The organism is Kineosporiaceae bacterium, from assembly GCA_016713225.1.
In the GTDB taxonomy this organism is placed as follows: domain Bacteria; phylum Actinomycetota; class Actinomycetes; order Actinomycetales; family Kineosporiaceae; genus JADJPO01.
In genome coordinates this window covers 998,039-1,017,636 of sequence record JADJPO010000001.1, presented here as the reverse complement: position 1 = coordinate 1,017,636, position 19,598 = coordinate 998,039, and the positions used below count along the sequence as shown (strand labels likewise).

Genomic DNA, 19,598 nt, shown 5'->3' with positions numbered 1-19,598 from the left:
CGTGGTGGGTGGGCGCGGGTTCGGCTCCGACACCCGGTCCGCAGTGTCGCGGCCAGTCCACACATACCCGTCGAGAGGGACGCATTCCCGTGACGAAGACCCGCATCCTCGCGTTCACCGCGGTCGCGATGACCAGCACCCTGGGCCTGGCGGCCTGCGGAAGTGACGCCAACACCACCGGCTCCACCACGACCGGATCTGCTGCCGGCGGCACCTCGGCCGCCTCGGCCCCCGCCGCTGACTGCCCGTCGGGCACGCTCAAGGCCGAGGGATCCTCGGCGCAGAAGAACGCCATCGAAGCGGCGATCTCCTCCTTCCAGAGCGCCTGCGCCGACGTGACGATCAACTACAACCCGACCGGATCCGGCGCCGGCATCAAGCAGTTCGTGGCCGGGCAGGTGGACTTCGCCGGCTCGGACTCGGCGCTCAAGCCCGAGGAGGCCACCGCCGCCGCGGCGACGTGCAAGGCCCCGGCGTGGAACCTGCCCATGGTTGCGGGCCCGGTTGCCATCGCCTACAACCTGCCCGGTGTCGACAAGCTGATCCTCAGCTCCGACGTCGCCGGCAAGATCTTCGCCGGAAAGATCACGGCCTGGAACGACCCGGCGATCGCCGCCCTGAACGCCGGCGTGACGCTGCCGAGCGACCCCATCAAGGTCTACTTCCGCTCGGACGAGTCGGGCACCACGGACAACTTCCAGAAGTACCTCACCGCCGCAGCAGGCACGTCCTGGGGCCTCGAGGCCGGCAAGAAGTGGAACGGCCCGTCCGGCGAGGGCAAGGAGAAGTCCGCTGGGGTCGCCGGCGCGGTCAAGGCGCAGAAGGGCGGCGTGACCTATGTGGAGTGGTCCTACGCCCAGCAGAACGGCCTCGGCATCGCCTGGGTCGACAACGGTGGCGGACCGGTCGAACTGACCGGCGCCACCGTGGGCGCCATGATCGGCGGAGCGAAGCAGAAGGGCACCGGCAACGACCTGTCCCTCGAGCTCGACTACGCGACCAAGACCCCCGGGGCCTACCCGATCAACCTGGTCACCTACGAGATCGTCTGCTCGAAGTACAGCGACGCCGCCAAGGGCAAGGCCGTCAAGGCCTTCCTGAAGCACTTCGGTGGCGCCGAGGTCCAGGGCGGGCTCGAGAAGCTGGGCTACGCCCCGCTGCCGACCGAGGTCGCGGGCAAGGTCACCGCCGCGATCGACGCGATCGGCTGAGCGGGTCCTCGTGAGCGCGATGCGGGGGCAACCGGCCATGGCATCCGAGGCCTCGTCACGGTATGCCGCGGCGGGTGGCCCGCGGCCCACCGTTCCGGGCGGTACGCCGTCCGGGACGGTGGGCACCGCCGTCCGCCGGTGGCCCGATGTGGTCTTCGTCGGCACCGCCCGCGGTGCCGGAATCCTGGTGGTCGCACTGGTGAGTCTGATCGGGGCGTTTCTGCTCTCGCAGGCGCTCCCGGCGCTGGCCCGCAACGAGGCGAACTTCCTCACCTCACGCGAGTGGACCGTCGACGGCGATCACCCACGTTTCGGCGTCGCCGACCTGGCCTGGACGACGGTGAGCGCCTCGGTGATCGCGATGCTGCTCGCCGTCCCACTCGGGGTGGCGGTCGCCCTGTTCATCACCGAGTACTCCCCGAGCTGGCTCAGCCGGCCGGCCGCCACCCTGGTCGACCTGCTCGCGGCCGTGCCCTCCATCGTCTACGGCCTGTGGGGGCTCATCGTCGTCCGCCCGATGTTCACCCCGATCGAGACGTTTCTGAGCAGCCATCTGGGGCGGATCCCGCTGCTGGAGCCGACCGGGATCACCGGTGGCACCCTCTTCTTCATCGGGGTGGTCCTGGCGGTGATGATCCTGCCGATCGTCACCGCGATCTCGCGAGAGGTCTTCGCCCAGACGCCGACGCAGCACAAGGAAGGCGCACTCGCCCTGGGAGCCACCCACTGGGAGATGATCCGCACCGCCGTCCTGCCCTTCGGCACCCCCGGCGTGATCAGCGCCGCGATGCTCGCCCTCGGGCGGGCGCTGGGCGAGACCATCGCCGTCACCTTCATCGTGTCGACGCTCGCCACGGGTAGTCCGTGGAGCTGGTCGGTGTTCAACGGCGGCGAGACGTTCGCCTCCCGGATCGCCAACAACGCCGCCGAGTTCGACTCCCCCGCCAAGACCGGCGCGTTCATCGCCGCGGGCCTGGTGCTGTTCGCCCTCACCTTCGTGGTGAACGCCCTGGCCCGGATCGTCATCGAGCGCAGGAAGGCGTTCAGCGAGTGACTTCCGCAGAGATTCCCTTCACCACCTCCCGACTCGAACTCGTGTCCTCCGACGTGGACGCCGAGCGCGAACGCTCGCCCCGGCTCGACGGCCGGGGCACCGACGCGGCGCGAGCGCTGCGCGACCGTCTCGCCCGGGTCGTCGCCTGGGGTGCGTTCGGCACGGCACTGATCCCCCTGGTCTGGATCCTGTGGACGGTGGTGTCCCAGGGCATCGGCCTCCTGGCGACCAGCACCTGGTGGACCCATTCGCAGCGCAACATCAACGCGGCCGACGTCGGCGGCGGCGCCGTCCATGCCATTCAGGGCACCCTGATCCAGGCCGCCGTCACCGCGGCGATCTCGGTGCCGATCGCCGTGTTCACCGCGATCTACCTGGTGGAGTACGGCCGCGGCAAGCTCGCCAGGACGATCTCGTTCATGGTCGACATCCTGTCCGGGGTGCCGTCGATCGTGGCTGCTCTGTTCATCTACGCCGTGTGGGTGACCACCTTCGGGCTGCAGCGGGTCGGGTTCGCCGTGAGCCTGGCGTTGGTGTTGTTGATGATCCCGGTGGTGGTGCGCTCCACCGAGGAGATGCTCAAGCTGGTGCCCAACGAACTGCGCGAGGCCTCCCTCGCCCTCGGGGTGCCTCGGTGGATCACCATCACCAGAGTCGTGTTGCCCACAGCCTTCTCGGGCATCATCACCGGCATCCTGCTCGGCCTGGCCCGGGTGATGGGCGAGACGGCGCCGTTGCTCATCCTCGGCCCCTACACCAAGAACATCGCGACCAATCTGTTCTCCGGCTACATGCCGACGTTGCCGACGATGATCAACCAGGACCGCACCGAGACCGGTATCGACTCGGCCGTGGAGCGCATGTGGGCCGCCGCGCTCACCCTCATCCTGCTCGTGCTGCTGCTCAATCTGACCGGGCGACTCATCGCCCGCTTCGGCGCCGTGCGGTCCTGACTCGTCCCGCCTCGACACCCGACCCAGCCCTCCGCCACCTCATCCCCCGAAGGCGAAACCCATGGCCAAGCGCATCGACATCGACGATCTCGACATCTTCTACGGCACCTTCAAGGCCGTCGAGGGCGTGAGCATGACCGTGCAACCCAAGTCGGTGACCGCGTTCATCGGCCCCTCGGGCTGCGGCAAGTCCACCGTCCTGCGCTCGCTGAACCGGATGCACGAGGTGATCCCCGGCGGGCGCATCGAGGGTCGGATCACCTTGGACGGCCAGGATCTGTACGCCGGCTCGGTCGATCCGGTCACGGTGCGCCGCACCATCGGCATGGTGTTCCAGCGTCCGAACCCGTTCCCGACCATGTCGATCTACGACAACGTCGTGGCCGGCCTGCGGCTCAACGGAGTCAAGAAGTCATCGGTGCTGGACGAGGCCGCCGAAGCCTCGCTGCGCGGCGCGAACCTGTGGGACGAGGTCAAGGACCGATTGGCCAAGCCCGGCGCCGGCCTGTCCGGCGGTCAGCAGCAACGACTGTGCATCGCCCGCGCCATCGCGGTGCGTCCCCAGGTGCTGCTGATGGACGAGCCCTGCTCGGCCCTGGACCCCATCTCGACGCTGGCGATCGAGGACCTGATCGACGAACTCAAACAGGACTACACCATTGTGATCGTGACCCACAACATGCAGCAGGCCGCACGGGTCAGCGACCAGACGGCGTTCTTCAACCTCGCCGCCACCGGGAAGCCGGGCAAACTGGTCGAGATCGGCGACACCAAGGTCATCTTCAGCACCCCGAGCGTCAAGGCCACCGAGGACTACATCAGCGGCCGATTCGGCTGAGCCCCAGGACGTCGGCTGCGCCTGCGCCTGCACCCGACCGGCGCCCTCAGGTGGCCAGCCGTCCTGCACCCACCGACGCCGCCGCGAGCGCGAACGTCACCACCGGAGTAGCCACCCAGGCGAGCACGATCCGGCGCGCCGTCCCCCACCGGATGGCGCGCAGGCCTCCGCTCGCCCCGGCGCCCATGATCGAGGCCGTCACGGTGTGGGTCGACGACACCGGGATGCCGACCAGGCCCGCCGAGGCGTACAGCATGGCCGAGGCGACGCTCTCGGCGGCGAAGCCGGTCGCCGGGGTCATCCGGACGATCCGTCGCGAGAGTGTCCGGATGATCCGCCACCCCCCGGCCAGGGTTCCCAGGCCCAGGGCGCCGGCGACCAGCAGTTGCAGCCAGGTGGGGGTGACCGCGCCGGTGCTCGCCCCCGCACCCAGTGCCAGGGCGATCACGCCCATGGTCTTCTGCCCGTCCTGCAGGCCGTGCCCGACGGACATGGTTGCCGCGGTCACCGACTGGGCCATGCGAAACCCCTGGATCGCCCGCTCGTGAGCCGCATCGCGGAACACCCGTAACACCACGATCATCAGCAGCCAGGCACCGAGAAACCCGAGTACGGGCGAAATGACCAGGGGCAGCGCGAGCCAGATCGTCAACAGCTCCCAGTCGACCTGCAGACCCGCGGCGAACCCTGCCCCCGCCAGCGCACCGATCAGCGCATGGGACGACGAGGAGGGCAATCCGAACCACCAGGTCACCAGGTTCCACCCGAAGGCACAGACCAGGGCCTGCAGGATCACGGACGGTCCGGGCCCGTGCACCGGAACCGCGACCAGACCGAGGCCGAAGGTCTCGGCCAGGCGCACCCCGAGCACGGCTCCCACGACGTTGAGCAGGGCCGACATCGGTAGCGCCACCCGGGGAGTCAACGCCCCGGTCCCGAGGGACGTCGCCACGGCGTTGGCGGCATCGTGCATGCCGTTCATCCAGGCGTAGGCGACGCCGGCGAACACCACCAGCACGACCAGCGTGGCCTCCACCGATCAGCTCTCCGTCACCACGACGGTCTGCAGGGCATCGGCAACGGAGTCGACCGCATCGATCAACCGACGCAAACTGGTAGCGGCCTCGACATGGCGCATCAACAGCGTCGGCTCGGAGATCGTCGTGGTGATGTCGAGCAGCAGCCGACGGTGCAGTTGACCTGCCTGCTTGACCAACACCGTCAGGTCCACCCACGGCGTGGCCAGGTTGCCCGGATCACCCAGCCGCGGCACCGCGGCGGCGATGATCTCGGTCGCCCGCACCACGAGTTGCACCAACTCGGCGGTGCGCGGGGGCAGGTCGCCCAGCCGCAGCACCTCGAAGGTGTCCCCGACGGCATCGGTCCGGGCGGCGGCCCGACGCATGGCCCAACTCAGCCGGAAGATGTCGGCCCGGTCGAAGGGTGTGACGAACGAGGCGGCCAGGCCACGCAACACCGCGTGGGCGGCGTCCTCGGCGTTCCGGTCGGTCTCTTGCAGCCGCCGAACGGCGGCGGTGCGCGCCTCCGGGTCGCTGTCCAGCGCGGCAGCCAGGTGATGCGCCGCCGCGGCGAGGTGCCGGGCACACTCCGACAACGCCTCACCCAGCAATGACTCGTCGCGGCGCAAGCGGAACATCACGACGGTGACGCTACCGGCCCCGCCGCGACGGTGTGGCGGGCTCGGCGGCACCGAGTGCCGCCGGCGTGCTCGGTGCGGTATCCGGTGTGGAGCCGTCGTCGGACGGCGCCTCGCTCCGGACGACGGTGCGCTCCACCGAGGCCGAGGCGAGCCCGAAGCCACCCACCGTCACCTCGTCGTAGGCCAGTACCTGCCCGGCCCGCTCTCCCGATCGGGCCACATAGAGCAGCGTGGCCTCGAGGGGCAGCGGGTTGCCGTCCCGGATGGCCTGGAAATCGGCCGAGATCCCGGCACCACCGGTCGATCCCTCGCGCATCTCCCGGGTGCCCGTGGCCTCGTCCAGCTCGACGTGGCGGGAGTGGAAGTGCCCGTCGAGCACCAACGGCACCGTGCCCCGCAACGGTGGAACGGAATAGGGCTCGTGCACCACGGCGACGTCCACCGGAGTGGTCGGATGCGCCTGGTTCCACGCCGTGATCACCTGCGCCAGCCGGATCCCGGCCTCCACCTGGATCTGCGAGGAGCCACCGGTCGCCGTGATCGTCGGACCCGACGGAATCGCCCCGGCCGGAGTGGGCTCAACGCTGCCCCGGACGGGGGGCGGGACCCGCCGGGCGCCGTCCGGGGTGAACACCGGGTCGCCGATCCCGGCGAACCGCAGGCCGGCGACCTCCTGCACGGTGCCGTCCAGCACCACGGCATTGGGGAAGGAGGCAATGAGTGCCTGGGTGCTGCGCGAGTCGTGGTTGCCGCGCACGAACACGTACGGCACCTTCAGCTCGCCGATCCACGACAACGTGGCCGACTCGACCGAGGAGCCCCAGGTGGTGATGTCGCCGGAATCGACCACCACCTGTACCCGGAAGTCGCGCACCAGGCGTTGCACCAGATCGAAGCCGAGCGGGTTGAGGTGCAGGTCGCTGACGTGCAGCACCGTCACCACGTCGTCCGGGCCCCCGGTCGAGGGCGGGACCACAGGCAGGTCCCCGCTCATGGCGTACAGGGTGGTCACGCCCTGCACGATGTCGGCGACGCCGGCCCGGTAGTTCTCCAACCGCTGCGCCAGACTGCCCGCCTCGCCCGCAACGTAGGGGGCCTGGCTCAACAGGCCGGCGAACCGGGGCTCGGCGAACCGATCGGCGTCGAAGACGAGCACGGTGCCGCCCGAGACGGCGGTCAACAGGCCGAGGACGCCGAGCATCGAGTAGGCGGTACGTCGCCAGCGCCCCCGGTAGATCAGCCCCGACAACGTCCCCGCCCCGATCAGGGCCGATGCCGCCGTCAGTCCTGCCGCCTTCAGCGTGGCGGCGCGCAGGTCCTGGGGCGCGGCGGCCCCGAGGTCACGGACCGCGGAGGGCGAGCCGAGCAGCGTGCGGGCCTGGTTCAGGTCGACGGTGACCACGTTGACGGTCACCGCCACCGGCGTCCAATGCGTGGCGAAGGAGACCTCACCCGCCGGCGGCAACAGCACCCGAACGCCCCCGCCCACGCTGGGACGGACCCGGATCTCCGCCTCGAGCGGCCCGACGTGCGTGGTCACCGAGGGCGCCAGCGCGGCGCCGATGGCCGAGCCGAGCAGCACCACCACGATCATCCCCAGGGCTCGCCAGGCCTGGCGGCGCGCTCTCGTGCGTGCCCGGATCCGGGCAGAGACCGCGGCCGAACCGGTACCGACGGGGCCGACGGTGCCGACGGGGTCGTCGGCTGCGTCGGCTGCGTCGGCGGTGCCGGCTGCGTGGTCCATGCGGATTCACCGATTCAGGTGGTCGAGTCGTGGGCAGGTCGCCGCCCCGATGGCCAGAGCAGACCGCCGCCCCGGCGCATGGCCGGGGCGGCGAGCCGCACTGCCAGGCGTCGAACCGGGAGCACCTCTCGGTGCAACGGCCGCTCGAAGCGGCTTTTCATGGGACCCGGGGCTACCGCGGATCGACGCCCGGTGAGACCCCCGGAGGAGTGTCACCAGTGGCAACCAACACGGTCACCGTCGTCCATGTTCCCCGAAGTCTTGAGAAATCGACAGTCGGGCCACGCGGTCAGTTCAGTCCACCCTCACGCCAGCGGGTCGCGGCGAGTTCGAGTTGGACGCCGGTACGCAGCAGATCGGCGGCACGTCGGGTCAGCCCCGCAGCGGGGGTCACCGGCACCGGGGTGGACGGCGTCGCCGGATCGGCCGCCAGGTCTGCCGCGGCAGCACGCCACGGATCCAGCGGGTCATCGAGGGAATCGGCCAGCAGCGCCCACCCGATGGAGACCACCCGGCAGAAGGCGGCTGCCCGCTCCAGGGCCACGCCGAGGTCACCGGTGAATGCGCCGGCCAGGACGGCGTCCGCAACGGTGCGTACCTCGTCCGGGCCGGGCGGCTCACCGACGCCGGCCACCGCCTCGTGCACCGGAGCCCGGTGTCGGCCCGCCTCGAACGCGCGGGCCATGTCGACCGGGTCGCGACGGATGCCGGCTCGCAGCGCATAGAGGCGCCACAGGGCGCCCGGCAGGGTGTCGGCGGGGCGGTCGGCCCACAGGTGGGCCATCTCGTCGATGCCGTGCTCGTCCGCCAGGGCCACCAACCGGGCCGTGCGCTCGTCGTCCCCGTCGCGGCCGTGGCGCACCAGTGCCTCGGCCGTGGCGTGGGCGGCCTCGATGCGTTGGGCGGGATCAACGGCACCCAGGTAGGAATCAGCGGCCGCCGGCGGCAGGAACGCCGGCCTGCGGGGCCGCTCGGGGTACCGCGGATGCGGGCTCATCCGGTCATGGTGACATCGCTCACCCCACGAGCGCATCGCCGGAGCCGGGCCGAACAGATCACGTCCACGGACCTGTGCAGGCCCTCGACGCCACACCTGGTGAGCCGGTAGGCCGCCCGTGCGCTCCGCGAGGGCGAATACGACGCAGGCGGGTGACCCGTCGTGGGTCACCCGCCTGCGGTGGTGAGGTGGATCAGGCCTTGCCCGCCAGCGGCCGGGTGGCCGTCCGGGTGCGGGTCGGTGTACCAGCCGGACGACGCGGGCCGGGCACGGTCGCGCGCACCGTGGCGCGCGGCGCGGCGATGCGTGCGTTCGCCAGGGTGGTGCGCTTGGCGGCGATCGTCGCGATGGTGCGGGAGGCGGCCTTGGGGGTCGCGGCCGGCTTGGGGGCCGACTTCGTCACGGGCTTGCTCACCGGCTTGGCCGCCGGCTTGGCCGCCTTCGTCACGGGCTTGGCTTGGCCGCCGGCTTGGTGGCCGGCTTGGTGGTGGCCTTGCTCACCGGCTTGGCCGCCGGCTTGGTGGTGGGCTTGACTGCCTTGGTGGTGGGCTTGGCTGCCCTGGTGGTGGGCTTGGTGACCTTGGTGACCCGGTTGGTGGCGGGCTTGGGTGCGGGCTTGACGACGAGCTTGGTCGCGGGCTTGGCGACCGGCTTGGCAACCGGCTTGGCGGTGCGCTTGGCCGTGGGCTTGGCCACGACCTTGGCGACCGGCTTGGCGGTGGGCTTGACCGTGGGCTTGATGGCGCGCTTGACGGCGCCGGCCTTCGCCACAGTGGCCTTGGGCGCTGCCTTGGCGACCGGCTTGGTGGCCGTCGTCGCCGTGGTCTTGACGGCGGTCTTCGCCGTGGTCTTCGCGGTGATCTTCGCGGCGGCCGTCACGGTCGTGTCGTCCACCGTCGCCGCAGCAGCGTTCGCGCGGATCGAGCTGATGCCGCTCTGGGCGGCCGCCTTGCTGGCGTAGGCCTTCGACGTGGCCACGATCTGGCCATTGGGGGCGGACAGGGTGAACCGGAACGTCCCGGCCTTGTCCTTGCGGATGGTGAACTTCGCGGGCATGGAGCCTCCGATGTCGGGCGACGATGCGTCGCCGTGTGGTGTCTTCGGCAGTCCTCGCCGAAGCTGCGCCGGGTTCGGCGCACCCCCCGTGGGGCGCGGAGCGGTCGAAGCCGCTGCGGTCATGCCCACGGGGAATCCTCGAGGTGCTCGTCCATCGCCCCGCCCGGGACGCAGTCGGCGCTGCGGTACTCCTCGGGAAGGTGGGGGTAGACGGAGAGCAGGTAGCGGCGCGCCAGGTCGCGCGCCTCGGAATCGGTCGCCCCGAACAGCGTCGCCGTCCGGTGATCCCGTTGCAGCGCAGCGCATTCCGCGCGCGCCTCGTCGATGAGGCCCTTCATGTGCATCGCCTCGTGGCTGAGCACGTGCACCGCCAGGACCTGGTCCTCGGTGGCGTTGCGGTGGTCCGAACGCACCCAGGACTGCAGGTCCTGACACGTGTCGTAGGTGATCACTGCGTGTCGTTCGGGGACGCCGTCCGCACCGAACATCACGTAGCCCCGCTCGGGGTGAGCCTGCACCCAGGCCTCGCCCACGGTCTCGCAGCGCACCGTCACCTCGACGCCGGCGAGTTCGCTCGCGACGTCCGCCAAGCGGCCCTCGAGCTGAGCGTGACGGATCAGCGGAATGGTGCAGACCAGCGCGGCCACGGCAGGCATGCCCACCGAGAGCACGGGGAACGGCCGCGTGCGTCCGAGGACGTCAACGCGGGTCACCCCCCAGCGCAGGGTGACGACCACGGCCAGCAGGCCGAGACCGAGAGCCACAGTGAGCAACACACCGGCCACATCGGCACCTGTTCGGCGTAACTGAAGGACGACTTTGCTCACGCGGGGTTCCCGCGACGCCGCCGGCGACCGAACGACCGACTGGCTGACCGGTTGGCCGACGCGCCGCAGCATCGGAAAGACTCGCCCTACTGCCGGACAGATGATGGTGTGAGCTCCGTGGCGACGCGTGCCGAACAGTTCGAGCAACTGGCGCGCGCCGTCCAGGCCCCGGTGTTGCGCTATCTGTTGCGCCGAACGGACGCCGAGACCGCAGCCGACGTCCTGGCCGAGACCCTCGCGGTGCTGTGGCGCCGGCTGGACGACGTCCCGCGCCCCGAGCGTGGGCACCCCGACCCGGACGCCGTCCCCGAGGATCAGCTCGGGGCACCGTTGGCCTGGAGCTACGCCGTGGCGCGGCGCTGCCTGGCCAACGCCGAGCGAGGTCTCCGTCGGCAGCGGGCGCTGACGGCCCGGCTCGTGGTGCTCGACCCGCCGGCGAGCGCCGTGGCCGATGAGAGCGAGACCTCCGCGATGGCCGACGAGGTGCACCGAGCGCTGGCCCGGGTTCCGGCCGAGGACGCCGAGCTGTTGCGGTTGTGGGCCTGGGAGCAGCTCGAACCGCGCGAGATCGCCGTGGTGCTCGGGATCAGCGCGAATGCTGCCTCGATCCGGCTGCACCGGGCCAAGACGCGGCTGCGCGCGGTGATGACCCGACAGGATCCCGGTGTTGCCGGACAGGAACAGGTAGCGGGAGGTGATCGACCGTGACCGACCACCTACGAGACTGGCTCCGAGGCGGCGACCCCACAGTGGCGCCGTCCGGTGCGATGCACGCGTCTCGGCCGCCCACCCGGCTCGACCCGGCATCCCTGGAGGCTGTGATGAACGAGATCGTGTCCACCCCACCCACCCCGGACGCCGCTGCCCGGCGCCGGCCCCCGTTCTGGGCGTTCGGCCCGGCCGCAGCCGCCGCTGCGGTGATGGTGCTCGTCGCCCTGGTCGGGGGTGGGGTCTGGTGGTCGCAACGCACCCCCGCGAACGCCCCGATCGCCGCACCCTCGGCCACCAGCATCACCCTCACCGACATCGCCCAGGACCCCAGCGCCTCGTGCATGCGCGCCGAGGCCGCCACGATGCGCGCCAACGCCGACCTCGCCCTCGCCGGTACGGTGCGCGCGACGTCCGCCACCAGCGCCACCATCGCCGTCGAGCGGTGGTACCGCGGCGGCACCGGCCCGGCCACGATCGTGGTGCAGCGTCCGGCCGACACGGCGCCCGGCATCCTCTACTCCCCCGAGCTGACCGCCGGGCAACGCGTCCTGCTGGTCGCCAAGGACGGCGCCCTCCACCTCTGCGACCCCACCGGCCCATGGAGCCCCGAGGCCGAGCAGCTCTACGTGGCCGCCTTCGGCCCCGGCACCCCCGCCACCTGACGAACCCCGCTCCCGATCTCCCTCCCCTCGCCCACAGGACTCATGATCGAATCGAGGGGTCACGAAAGCACCGTCGCCAGCGCGGAAACGGTACTTTCGCGACCCCTCGATTCGATCATGACCCCTCGGGCGTGTGGATAACTCGCTCACCTGTGGACAACTCGCCTGGAGTCATCACAACTCGGGCAGAGTCTCGGGCGTGCGCGAGATTCCCCTCGAACTGCGGAGCGGACCGTTCACGCTCGCCCGGGCCGCCGAGCTGGGCGTGAGCAGGCGAATGCTGGACGGCGCGCGCTTCCGGACGCCGTTCCCGGGCGTGCGGGTGCTCGCCGAGGCCCCCGACACCCTTCCCGAACGCTGCCGGGCCGCCGCGCTCGTGCTGCCACCCCAGGCAGCCTTCTCACACGACACCGCGGTCTGGCTCGGTGGCTGGCCCCGCCCACTGCGTGCCGGGGACTCACCGATTCACGTCAGCGTCCCGACCAGCCTGCCCCGGCCACGGATCACCGGCCTGCGTGGTCATCGCGTCACCTGGCGGCCGGCCGACGTCTCGACCGTGAACGGCCTGCGGGTCACGGCTCCTGGACGCACCTGGTGCGACCTCGCGGCGTCCGGGTGGAGCATCCTCGACCTCGTCATGTTCGCCGACGCCCTGCGCCGACGGTGCGAGAGCACGGGTCTGGCTCAGCTCCACGAGCACCTGGAGTCCTGGGAGGGGCAGCGGAGCGTCCGCCGATTGCATCGAGCCTTGGCCCTGAGTTCGGATCGGGTGGACTCCCCCATGGAAACCCGAATGCGGCTGCTCTTCCGCGTCGCCGGCCTGCCCACGCCGCAGGTGAACGAATGGGTAGAGGACTCCTTCGGTCACAAGATCCACCGGCCCGACCTGAGCTGGCCACAGTGGAAGGTGGCCGCCGACTACGACGGTGCACACCACCTCGAGTGGGACGCCGAGGCCGACGTGATCGCCGGACGACGCAGCAACTGGCGCCGCCGACAGGACCTCACCCGCCAGGATCAACTCGCCGCCGAGGGGTGGCAGCTGCGGGTCTTCACGGCCTTCGACCTCTTCACCCTGCACCCCCGAGCGGTGGCCCGGATGCGCGAGACCCTGAAGCGCGCCGGGTGCCCCATCAGATCGACCCCATGATCCAATCGAGGGGTCGACAAAGCACGGTTTGCCGTCTCGAAACGGTGGTTTCTCGACCCCTCGGTTCGATCATGACCTCAGCTGGTGATGTCCTTGCGGGTGAAGTGCCACCAGGCGGCCGTCAGCAGCACCAACGTGTAGGTCAGTGACCACAGGACGCCGCGCGCCATGGCGTCCCAGGCGATCTCGGGGGCCATCAGGTCGAGCCAGGCGTAGGAGTAGTGCGTCGGCAACGCCACCCGCCACGGGTCGAGGGCCGGGACGGCGTCCAGGATGTTGGTGACGATCACCAGCATCACCGCGCCGCCGACGGCTCCGAGCGGGGCATCGGTCCACACCCCGAGCAGGAACGCCAACGCCGAGGCGAACAGCAGGCTGAGCCCGATGAACACCACCGCGAGCGCCACCCGGCCGAACGCGTCCCAGCCGCCGACCGAGGTGCCCAGCGGGGTGCGGATCGGCGCCCAGCCGAAGAACAACCCACCCGCCAGGAACGCCGAGGCCGGCAGCAGCACCATCGAGAACGCCGAGAACCCCAGCGCCACCGCCAGTTTGCGTCGCAGCAGGACGCCGCGGGGAACCGGTACCGCCAGCAGGTAGCGCAGGCTCGACCAACTGGCCTCACTCGCCACGGTGTCGCCGGCGAACAGCGCGAACACCACGACCAACAGGAAGCCGGTCGCCGCGAACAGCACGAACAGCGTGAAGTTACCCGCGCCCTCGGTGGCCACCTGCACCAGCCCGGGTGCCCCCGAACCGGGCTCGTCGCCGCCCAGCTTGAACGCCGCCACCAGCACGAACGGCAGCACCACCAGCAGCCCCAGCGTGATCTGGGTCCGCCGGCGCCGCAGTTGGCGCCGCACCTCGACCCGCCACGGCAGTGTGGCCGAGGCCCGATACCCCGCCGCCGCGCCGTCCGCGCCGGGCGAGCCGGCACCGATCGCGCCGCCGGTGCCGACGGCCCCGTCGGCGCCGGCCGTCGCGCTCGCCGTGTCGGCCAGGGCGTCCAAACCGTGGTGATGTCCCCGCTCAGGCATCTGCCGCTTCCTCTCCCACCAGGGCCAGGAAGGCCTCTTCCAGGCCACGCCGAGGCGCGACCCGCTCGACGTCCAGCCCGGCCTCGACCAAGGCCCGCACCAGGGCCGAGCGCGGCGTCCCGATCAGCTCGAGCGTCAACCCGGACGACGTCCGGCTCACCTCGCGCGATCCGGGTACCGCCTGCGCCACGGCGAAGGCCCGCTCGATGTCGGCGTGGCGGCCGTTCGCGGCGTCCCCGATGTCGACCACCAGCGCGGTGGCCGACCCCACCAGCTCGGCGACCACGCCGTCGGCCACCACCGAGCCGTGGTGCATCACGACCACATGACTGCAGGTCTGCTCGACCTCGGCCAGCAGGTGGCTCGACACCAGCACGGTGCGTCCGGTCGCGGCATAGCGGGTCAGCACCTCACGCATCTCGCGGATCTGCGGCGGGTCGAGCCCGTTGGTCGGCTCGTCCAGCACCAGCAGGTCCGGCAGACCGAGCATCGCCTGAGCGATCGCCAACCGCTGCCGCATGCCCTGGCTGTAGGTGCGCACGGTGCGGTACACGTCGTCGCCGAGCCCGGCGACCTCGAGCGCCTCGTCGAGGTAGGCCTGCTCCAGCGGCCGCCCGGTCGAGGCCCAGTAGAGGCGCAGGTTCTCCATACCCGACACGTGCGGCAGGAAGCCCGGCCCCTCGACGAACGCCCCGAGCCGCGACAGCACCGGCGTACCCGGGCGCACCTGGTGACCGAACACCCGGATCTCGCCCTCGCTGGGGTGGATCAGCCCGAGCACCATGCGCAGCACCGTGGTCTTACCCGCGCCGTTCGGCCCGAGCAGGCCCAGCACCATGCCCCGCTCGACCCGGAGCGAGACCTCGCGGACGGCGCGGTAGCCGTTGGCGTAGGTCTTGCCGAGCCCGGTGATCGCCAGCGGGACGCCGGCCAACTCCGCGGACGGCGCGGCGTGCGCCACCCGGCGACGGCGCCACACCCCCACGGCGATCACGAGGATCGCGGCTGCCAGCAGGATCAGGGTCCAGGGCAGCAGACGGGTCAGGCCCGCTGCGTCCAGCACGGTCATCTCGACGCTGGGCAGTATCGCCTCGCCGGTGGTCAGCGCCGGCTTGTCGGCGGTCGTGCCGGCAGCACCCTGCCCGGTGAGCGCGACCCGATAGGTCCGCCCGTCGGCGGGCAGGAAGTACGCCTGGTCGGTCGAGGAGACCGCCACCCGCAACCGATGTCCGGCCTGCAGGTCGCGCAGGGCCGCGGGCAACTGCACCCGCACCGTGGTGCCGGCTGCGCCGATGCCGGTGATCCGCACCGGTGAGACCAATCGGCCGGGGATGCGCACCGTGCCATAGGGCGAGACGTCCTGGACCGAGACGAACAGCGTGGCGTCCGGCGCGCTCGACCAGACCTTCAGCTCGATCTGGCCGGCCCCCACCAGGCGCAACGTGTCGGTCAGCGGCTCGGAGTCGAAGGTCGCCACCTGACCGGGCAGGCTGGCGAGCGATCCGGCCACGGCCGACAACGAGGTGCCACCGCCCAGGCCCGGCAGCGAGGTCACCGCGGCGGGCCAGCCACCGGCCGGCGAGACGATGGTCTGCTCCCGCCCGGACAGCGGGACCCGTTGCCAGCTCAGCGATCCGGCGTCCGGGTTGATGCCCGGGGCACCCGCGGCCGCCCGCACCGTGGGTTCGAGCCGGCTGTCCTGCGACGAGATCGCGGCAGCCGGCACGGTTGCCTCGAAGCGGGTGTCCACCCCGGTGTCGACACCCTCGGCGCTGTCGGTCGCTCGGCCCTTCAGGTGCCGGTCGAACCAGGCCAGGGTGATCGCGCGCAGCCGATCGGTCTCGTCGACGCCACCATCGTGGCCGCCCGCGGTCCAGACCAGCTTGACCGGGGTGCCGTTGGCGGCGATCCCGGCCGCGTTGGCGTCACCCTCGCCGAGTGGGAACAGCGAGTCGACGCTGCCCTGCATGATCAGGGTGGGCGCGGTGATGCGGTCGAGCACCCGCGCCGGGCTGGACGCCGCCAGCAGGTCGAGGATGGCCTGCGTCGGGCGTCCGGTGCGCGCCACCTCGAGATAGCCCTGGCACAGCTCGGGCGCGAGCCGACCACACAACGGCCCGGACGTCGCGCCCGGACGAGGCGTCCCCGCCCCGGCCCCGGCAGCCCCCGCTGCACCGGCGGCCGCTCCGCCCGCCAGGTCCGCCGGACTCGCGGAGCCCGAGCCGAAGAAGACGCCGGCCCAGGCCTTCTTGAACACCCCGGGATCCACCGGAGCCGGTGCCGCCGCGGTCGCCGGGGTGGCGCCGTCCGTCAGCAGTGCCTGCGGGAACAGCGCCCGTCTCAGGTCGTTCCACGTGATCTGAGCGCCGACCGCATCGATGCGCGGGTCGCTGCCGGCCAGCAGCAGGCTGAGTCCCCCACCGTACGAACCGCCCGCCACCCCCACCACGGGGTCGTGCGCACCGGACGCCGCGGCGCCGGTCTCGACGGTCACATCCGGCCGGGCCGCCAGGTGGTCGAGCAACAGCTCGGCGTCGGCGACCTCGTAGGAGGGGGCGTCCAGGTGCACCAGTCCGCCGCTGCGCCCGAAGCCGCGCGAGGTCCAGGCGAGCACCAGGTACCCGGCGCGCGCGAGCTGACGTGCCTCGCCGTCCACGGAGTTCTTGGTGCCGCCGTACCCGTGGGCCAACATCACCGCGGGCCACGGACCCGACCCGGACGGCGGCCGGTAGATCCGGGTGTCCAGCGAGACCGGTTGCCCGGCCTCGGGGACGCCACGCAGCTGCAGGTCCTCGGTGCGCACCACCGGGTCGGGCCGGGCGCCGAACGCCACGATCATCCCGGTCACTGCGGCGAACACCCCCAGCGGGATGGCGACTCGTCGTGGCGGTCGTCGCAGCCGCCACCACGGGCGCGGCCCGCCGTTCGTGTCAGGAGGCATCGGGGGTGCCCGCCTGTGCAGCGGACTGCTCCGATGTCGGGGCGGTGTCGGGGGGCGAGGCACCCGGCACGCTGACGGACGATTCGGGCGAGGGCGTCACGGACAACTCACTCGGGGTCGGGGTGTCGGTGGGACCGGAGGACGAGCCAGGCTCCGGGGACGACTCGGTCGGGTTCGAACTCGGCTCGGTGGGCTCCGAACTCGGGGCGTCCGAGTCGTTGGTGAAGACCCTGCCGACGGTGGTGCCGCCGGGCGAGCCCGACACCGACCCCGAGACCGGGTGGCCGAGGGCAGCCTCGACCAGACTGATCGCACCCATGGCCACCGCGAACACCACGGCGGCCACCCCGAGCGCCGCACCCCAGGCGAGATGGCGGCGGGTGGCCGGCTCGGCGGCGCTCGGCTGAGTCGGCTGAGAGGGCAGAACCGGCAGGGTCTGCTCGCTCTGATGTGTCGAGTCGGCCAGATCCGTTCCGTCGCTCACCCCTGCCACCCCGCTCGGCACCGAGGTCGGATCGGCCGCGTCCCGCCCGGGTACGGCTCGCACGATCCGAGCCCGGGTGGCCACCACCCGAGTCTGGGCGCGGTCGAGAGAGTGGGTGTAGAGCGCCCCGGCGATCGTCGAGATCACCGACCCGAACGCCGCCCCCAGCACCGTGCCGGTCACGCCCAACCGCGAGGCGGCCAGCGCAGCCGTCACGGCGGCCAGAGCGCCGCCCCCCACATGGGTCAGGCTCAAGCCACCCAGGGCGGCGCGGGATTCATGACGAGACATCGACCCAAGCCTGCCATGCCGCTCGTCTCGCCGCCGACCAGCCTCGGCGCAGCTCCGGCCCAGCGCAGCCCAGCCCAGTGGCCGGCTCAGCGGAATGGCGCGGCGTCCTGACGACAGTAGGCCCCGCTGCGCGGCGGCTTGCGCGTGAGCAGGTAGTACGAGACCGACCGCTGTACACAGGCGCTGGGCATCGCCGCGCTGGTGTGGCCGTAGCCTCGCACCGTCAGCAGGCGAGCCCCCGGGAATCGCCGGGCGGTGGACACGGCACCGCTGTAGGGGGTCGCCGGGTCGAAGGTGTTGCCGATCACCAACAGCGGCGTCGCGGTGCGCGCCCCGAAGGTGCCGCGATAGGCATTCGGGTCGGTGAGCCGCCACGTGGCGCACAACGCGCCCGACCAGGTCCAGGCCCGACCGAAGTAGGGGTAGGCGTCCTCGGCGGTCTGGGCCGCCGAGACCCATTCCGCCGACTGCGTGGGGTTGCGGCTGTCGGCACAGGTCACCGCGGCGAAGGAGGCCAGGCCGTTGTCGGCCGGGGCGATCGCGGGCAACGGATCGGGCTTGGTGGGCAACGGTTTCTCGTGCGAACGCGGTACCTCGAGGGCCGGCACCGGGCGCGCCGCGGCGTCCGTCGCCCGCTTCGCCACCCGTCGCGCCAACACCCGCAGCCGGGTGGCGCGGGCCGCCGAGGCGCCGGCCGCCGGTGCGGGCACCAGGGCCGAGGCCGGGGTGGTCAGCTCGACGTAGAGCGCCTGGAGCTCGGCGGCGAACGCCTGCCAGTACGACGGGCTGTAGAGCATCGAGGCGGTCGCGCTGACCAACGCCGGGTAGTCGAGCTGGACGCCGGCCCCCAGGTCGATCGGCTGGGCCAGCAACTGGTCGGCGATCCACCGATAGGTCGTGGCGGGGTTGCCCTGGGTCGCCAGCTCGCAGCGCGTCCGTCCGGCGGCACGACACAGCCGGAAGAACTCCTGCAGGCTCGCCGACGAGCCGTGCGCGCTACGGATGCGAGCGCTGAACGGGCTGGAACGCCACTCGTCACCCTGGCCGGACACCCAGGCCTGGGCGTCGAGCACCCCGTCGAGCACCATCGCGCCCACCGTGCGGGGGTAGAGCTGGGCGTACACCTGCCCGAGGTAACTGCCGTAGGAGTAGCCGACGTAGGTGAGTTGCTTGTCACCGACCGCACGCCGCAGCAGCTCGAGGTCACGCGCGACGGAGGCGGTCGAGGCAAACCGCAGGTAGGAGTGCTGGGCGCACTTGGCGGCATAGCCGGCCTGGGCGTCGAGGTAGTCCGCCTCCTCGGACGAGGTCACCGGGAAGGCCGGCACCGACGAGGCGAAGCTCGCGTACTCCTCGTCGTACAGGCAGGTGGCCGCCGGGCGGCTGTCGCCGACGAATCGCGGGTCGAACCCGACGATGTCGAACCGGGCGCGCACCGCGGCGGGCAGGAAGGACGGGTCGCCCAGCATCAGTTCGACGCCCGAGGCACCGGGACCGCCGGGGTTCACGAAGATCGTGCCGAGCTTGCGGGCCTTCGACGTGGCGGGCAGCTTGGCCAAGGACAACGAGATCTTCGTGCCCTTCGGGTGGGACCAGTCCAGTGGCACCGCGACCCGAGTGCACTGCAGCGGCGCGCCACAGGCCCGCCAGCGCAACCTGGGCACCGGGAACGCGCCGAACGGCGAGGCCGAGGACGCCGCCGTCCGGGGTGCCGCGGCGGACGTCGCGGCCAGCGGAGCACGGGCGGGGCGGGCCGCACCGACGCCGGCGACCGCCTCCGGGCTGATCGCGGCCGACGCGGGAGCGGCGGCCAGAGCCGTACCTGAACAGAGGAGTCCGACCAGACCCGCCACCAGCGCCCGGCCCGCTCGCCGCGGTCCGCCGGGCGCCTCGATCTTCACCGTCCAGACCCTAATGACACCCCGGCCGGGGCACGAATCCCCGGCATGTCGCCGCGAACCCCTCCTCCGTTCGGTGGATTG

18 protein-coding genes are annotated in these 19,598 nt (G+C 71.7%); 7 read left to right on the top strand and 11 right to left on the bottom strand.

The features are described from left to right. Positions 1-128 precede the first annotated feature (128 nt). From pstS to IPK24_04565, 4 genes are all read left to right on the top strand, one after another. Positions 129-1,211, top strand: a complete 1,083-nt coding sequence (gene pstS, locus IPK24_04580; protein MBK8074847.1) for a phosphate ABC transporter substrate-binding protein PstS — start codon at positions 129-131, stop codon at positions 1,209-1,211. Positions 1,212-1,248: 37 nt separating this feature from the next. Next, a complete protein-coding gene (pstC, locus tag IPK24_04575) occupies positions 1,249-2,265 on the top strand; it encodes a phosphate ABC transporter permease subunit PstC (GenBank protein MBK8074846.1) in 1,017 nt (338 codons plus the stop codon). After that, positions 2,262-3,218, top strand: a complete 957-nt coding sequence (gene pstA, locus IPK24_04570) for a phosphate ABC transporter permease PstA (GenBank protein MBK8074845.1) — start codon at positions 2,262-2,264, stop codon at positions 3,216-3,218. Before pstC ends, pstA begins: the two co-directional genes overlap by 4 nt. 61 nt (positions 3,219-3,279) lie before the next feature. Then, on the top strand, positions 3,280-4,056 hold the full coding sequence (locus IPK24_04565; GenBank protein ID MBK8074844.1) for a phosphate ABC transporter ATP-binding protein: 777 nt from the start codon (positions 3,280-3,282) through the stop codon (positions 4,054-4,056). A gap of 46 nt (positions 4,057-4,102) precedes the next feature. Here IPK24_04565 and IPK24_04560 read toward each other — a convergent pair whose 3' ends face one another. The 7 genes from IPK24_04560 to IPK24_04530 form a co-directional block, all read right to left on the bottom strand. After that, positions 4,103-5,092 carry an inorganic phosphate transporter gene (locus IPK24_04560; GenBank protein MBK8074843.1) on the bottom strand — a complete coding sequence of 330 codons (990 nt, stop codon included), beginning with the start codon at positions 5,090-5,092 and terminating at the stop codon, positions 4,103-4,105. A gap of 3 nt (positions 5,093-5,095) precedes the next feature. Beyond that, positions 5,096-5,716, bottom strand: coding sequence for a hypothetical protein (locus tag IPK24_04555; protein MBK8074842.1), 621 nt, complete (start codon positions 5,714-5,716; stop codon positions 5,096-5,098). A gap of 10 nt (positions 5,717-5,726) precedes the next feature. Next, on the bottom strand, positions 5,727-7,460 hold the full coding sequence (locus IPK24_04550; GenBank protein MBK8074841.1) for a metallophosphoesterase: 1,734 nt from the start codon (positions 7,458-7,460) through the stop codon (positions 5,727-5,729). 289 nt (positions 7,461-7,749) lie between these two features. After that, positions 7,750-8,457, bottom strand: a complete 708-nt coding sequence (locus IPK24_04545) for a hypothetical protein (GenBank protein ID MBK8074840.1) — start codon at positions 8,455-8,457, stop codon at positions 7,750-7,752. A 193-nt stretch (positions 8,458-8,650) separates the two neighbouring features. Next, on the bottom strand, positions 8,651-8,905 hold the full coding sequence (locus tag IPK24_04540; protein MBK8074839.1) for a hypothetical protein: 255 nt from the start codon (positions 8,903-8,905) through the stop codon (positions 8,651-8,653). Further along, on the bottom strand, positions 8,902-9,513 hold the full coding sequence (locus IPK24_04535) for a DUF1508 domain-containing protein (GenBank protein MBK8074838.1): 612 nt from the start codon (positions 9,511-9,513) through the stop codon (positions 8,902-8,904). The genes IPK24_04540 and IPK24_04535 overlap by 4 nt, the downstream gene beginning before the upstream one ends. A 119-nt stretch (positions 9,514-9,632) precedes the next feature. Beyond that, positions 9,633-10,340, bottom strand: coding sequence for a hypothetical protein (locus IPK24_04530; protein MBK8074837.1), 708 nt, complete (start codon positions 10,338-10,340; stop codon positions 9,633-9,635). A 117-nt stretch (positions 10,341-10,457) separates the two neighbouring features. Here IPK24_04530 and IPK24_04525 point away from each other — a divergent pair, with 117 nt between their 5' ends. The 3 genes from IPK24_04525 to IPK24_04515 all read left to right on the top strand — a co-directional run bounded on the left by IPK24_04525 (position 10,458) and on the right by IPK24_04515 (position 12,863). Continuing rightward, positions 10,458-11,048 (top strand): sigma-70 family RNA polymerase sigma factor, encoded by a 591-nt coding sequence (locus IPK24_04525; GenBank protein MBK8074836.1) that lies wholly within the window; start codon positions 10,458-10,460, stop codon positions 11,046-11,048. A 113-nt stretch (positions 11,049-11,161) separates the two neighbouring features. Then, positions 11,162-11,713, top strand: a complete 552-nt coding sequence (locus tag IPK24_04520) for a hypothetical protein (GenBank protein MBK8074835.1) — start codon at positions 11,162-11,164, stop codon at positions 11,711-11,713. A gap of 199 nt (positions 11,714-11,912) precedes the next feature. Next, positions 11,913-12,863 carry a hypothetical protein gene (locus IPK24_04515; protein MBK8074834.1) on the top strand — a complete coding sequence of 317 codons (951 nt, stop codon included), beginning with the start codon at positions 11,913-11,915 and terminating at the stop codon, positions 12,861-12,863. Between the two features lie 77 nt (positions 12,864-12,940). Here the strand turns inward: IPK24_04515 and IPK24_04510 are convergent, their stop codons facing one another. The 4 genes from IPK24_04510 to IPK24_04495 form a co-directional block, all read right to left on the bottom strand. Next, entirely contained in the window at positions 12,941-13,900 is a 960-nt protein-coding gene (locus IPK24_04510) for an ABC transporter permease (GenBank protein MBK8074833.1), read from the bottom strand. After that, complete coding sequence (locus tag IPK24_04505; GenBank protein MBK8074832.1) at positions 13,893-16,739, bottom strand: ATP-binding cassette domain-containing protein; 2,847 nt, start codon at positions 16,737-16,739, stop codon at positions 13,893-13,895. The genes IPK24_04510 and IPK24_04505 overlap by 8 nt, the downstream gene beginning before the upstream one ends. 91 nt (positions 16,740-16,830) lie before the next feature. After that, positions 16,831-17,616, bottom strand: coding sequence for a hypothetical protein (locus IPK24_04500; GenBank protein ID MBK8074831.1), 786 nt, complete (start codon positions 17,614-17,616; stop codon positions 16,831-16,833). A gap of 86 nt (positions 17,617-17,702) precedes the next feature. Continuing rightward, the gene (locus IPK24_04495) at positions 17,703-19,517 is read right to left on the bottom strand and encodes an alpha/beta fold hydrolase (GenBank protein MBK8074830.1); all 1,815 of its coding nucleotides are present in this window, start codon (positions 19,515-19,517) and stop codon (positions 17,703-17,705) included. Positions 19,518-19,598: the final 81 nt, after the last annotated feature.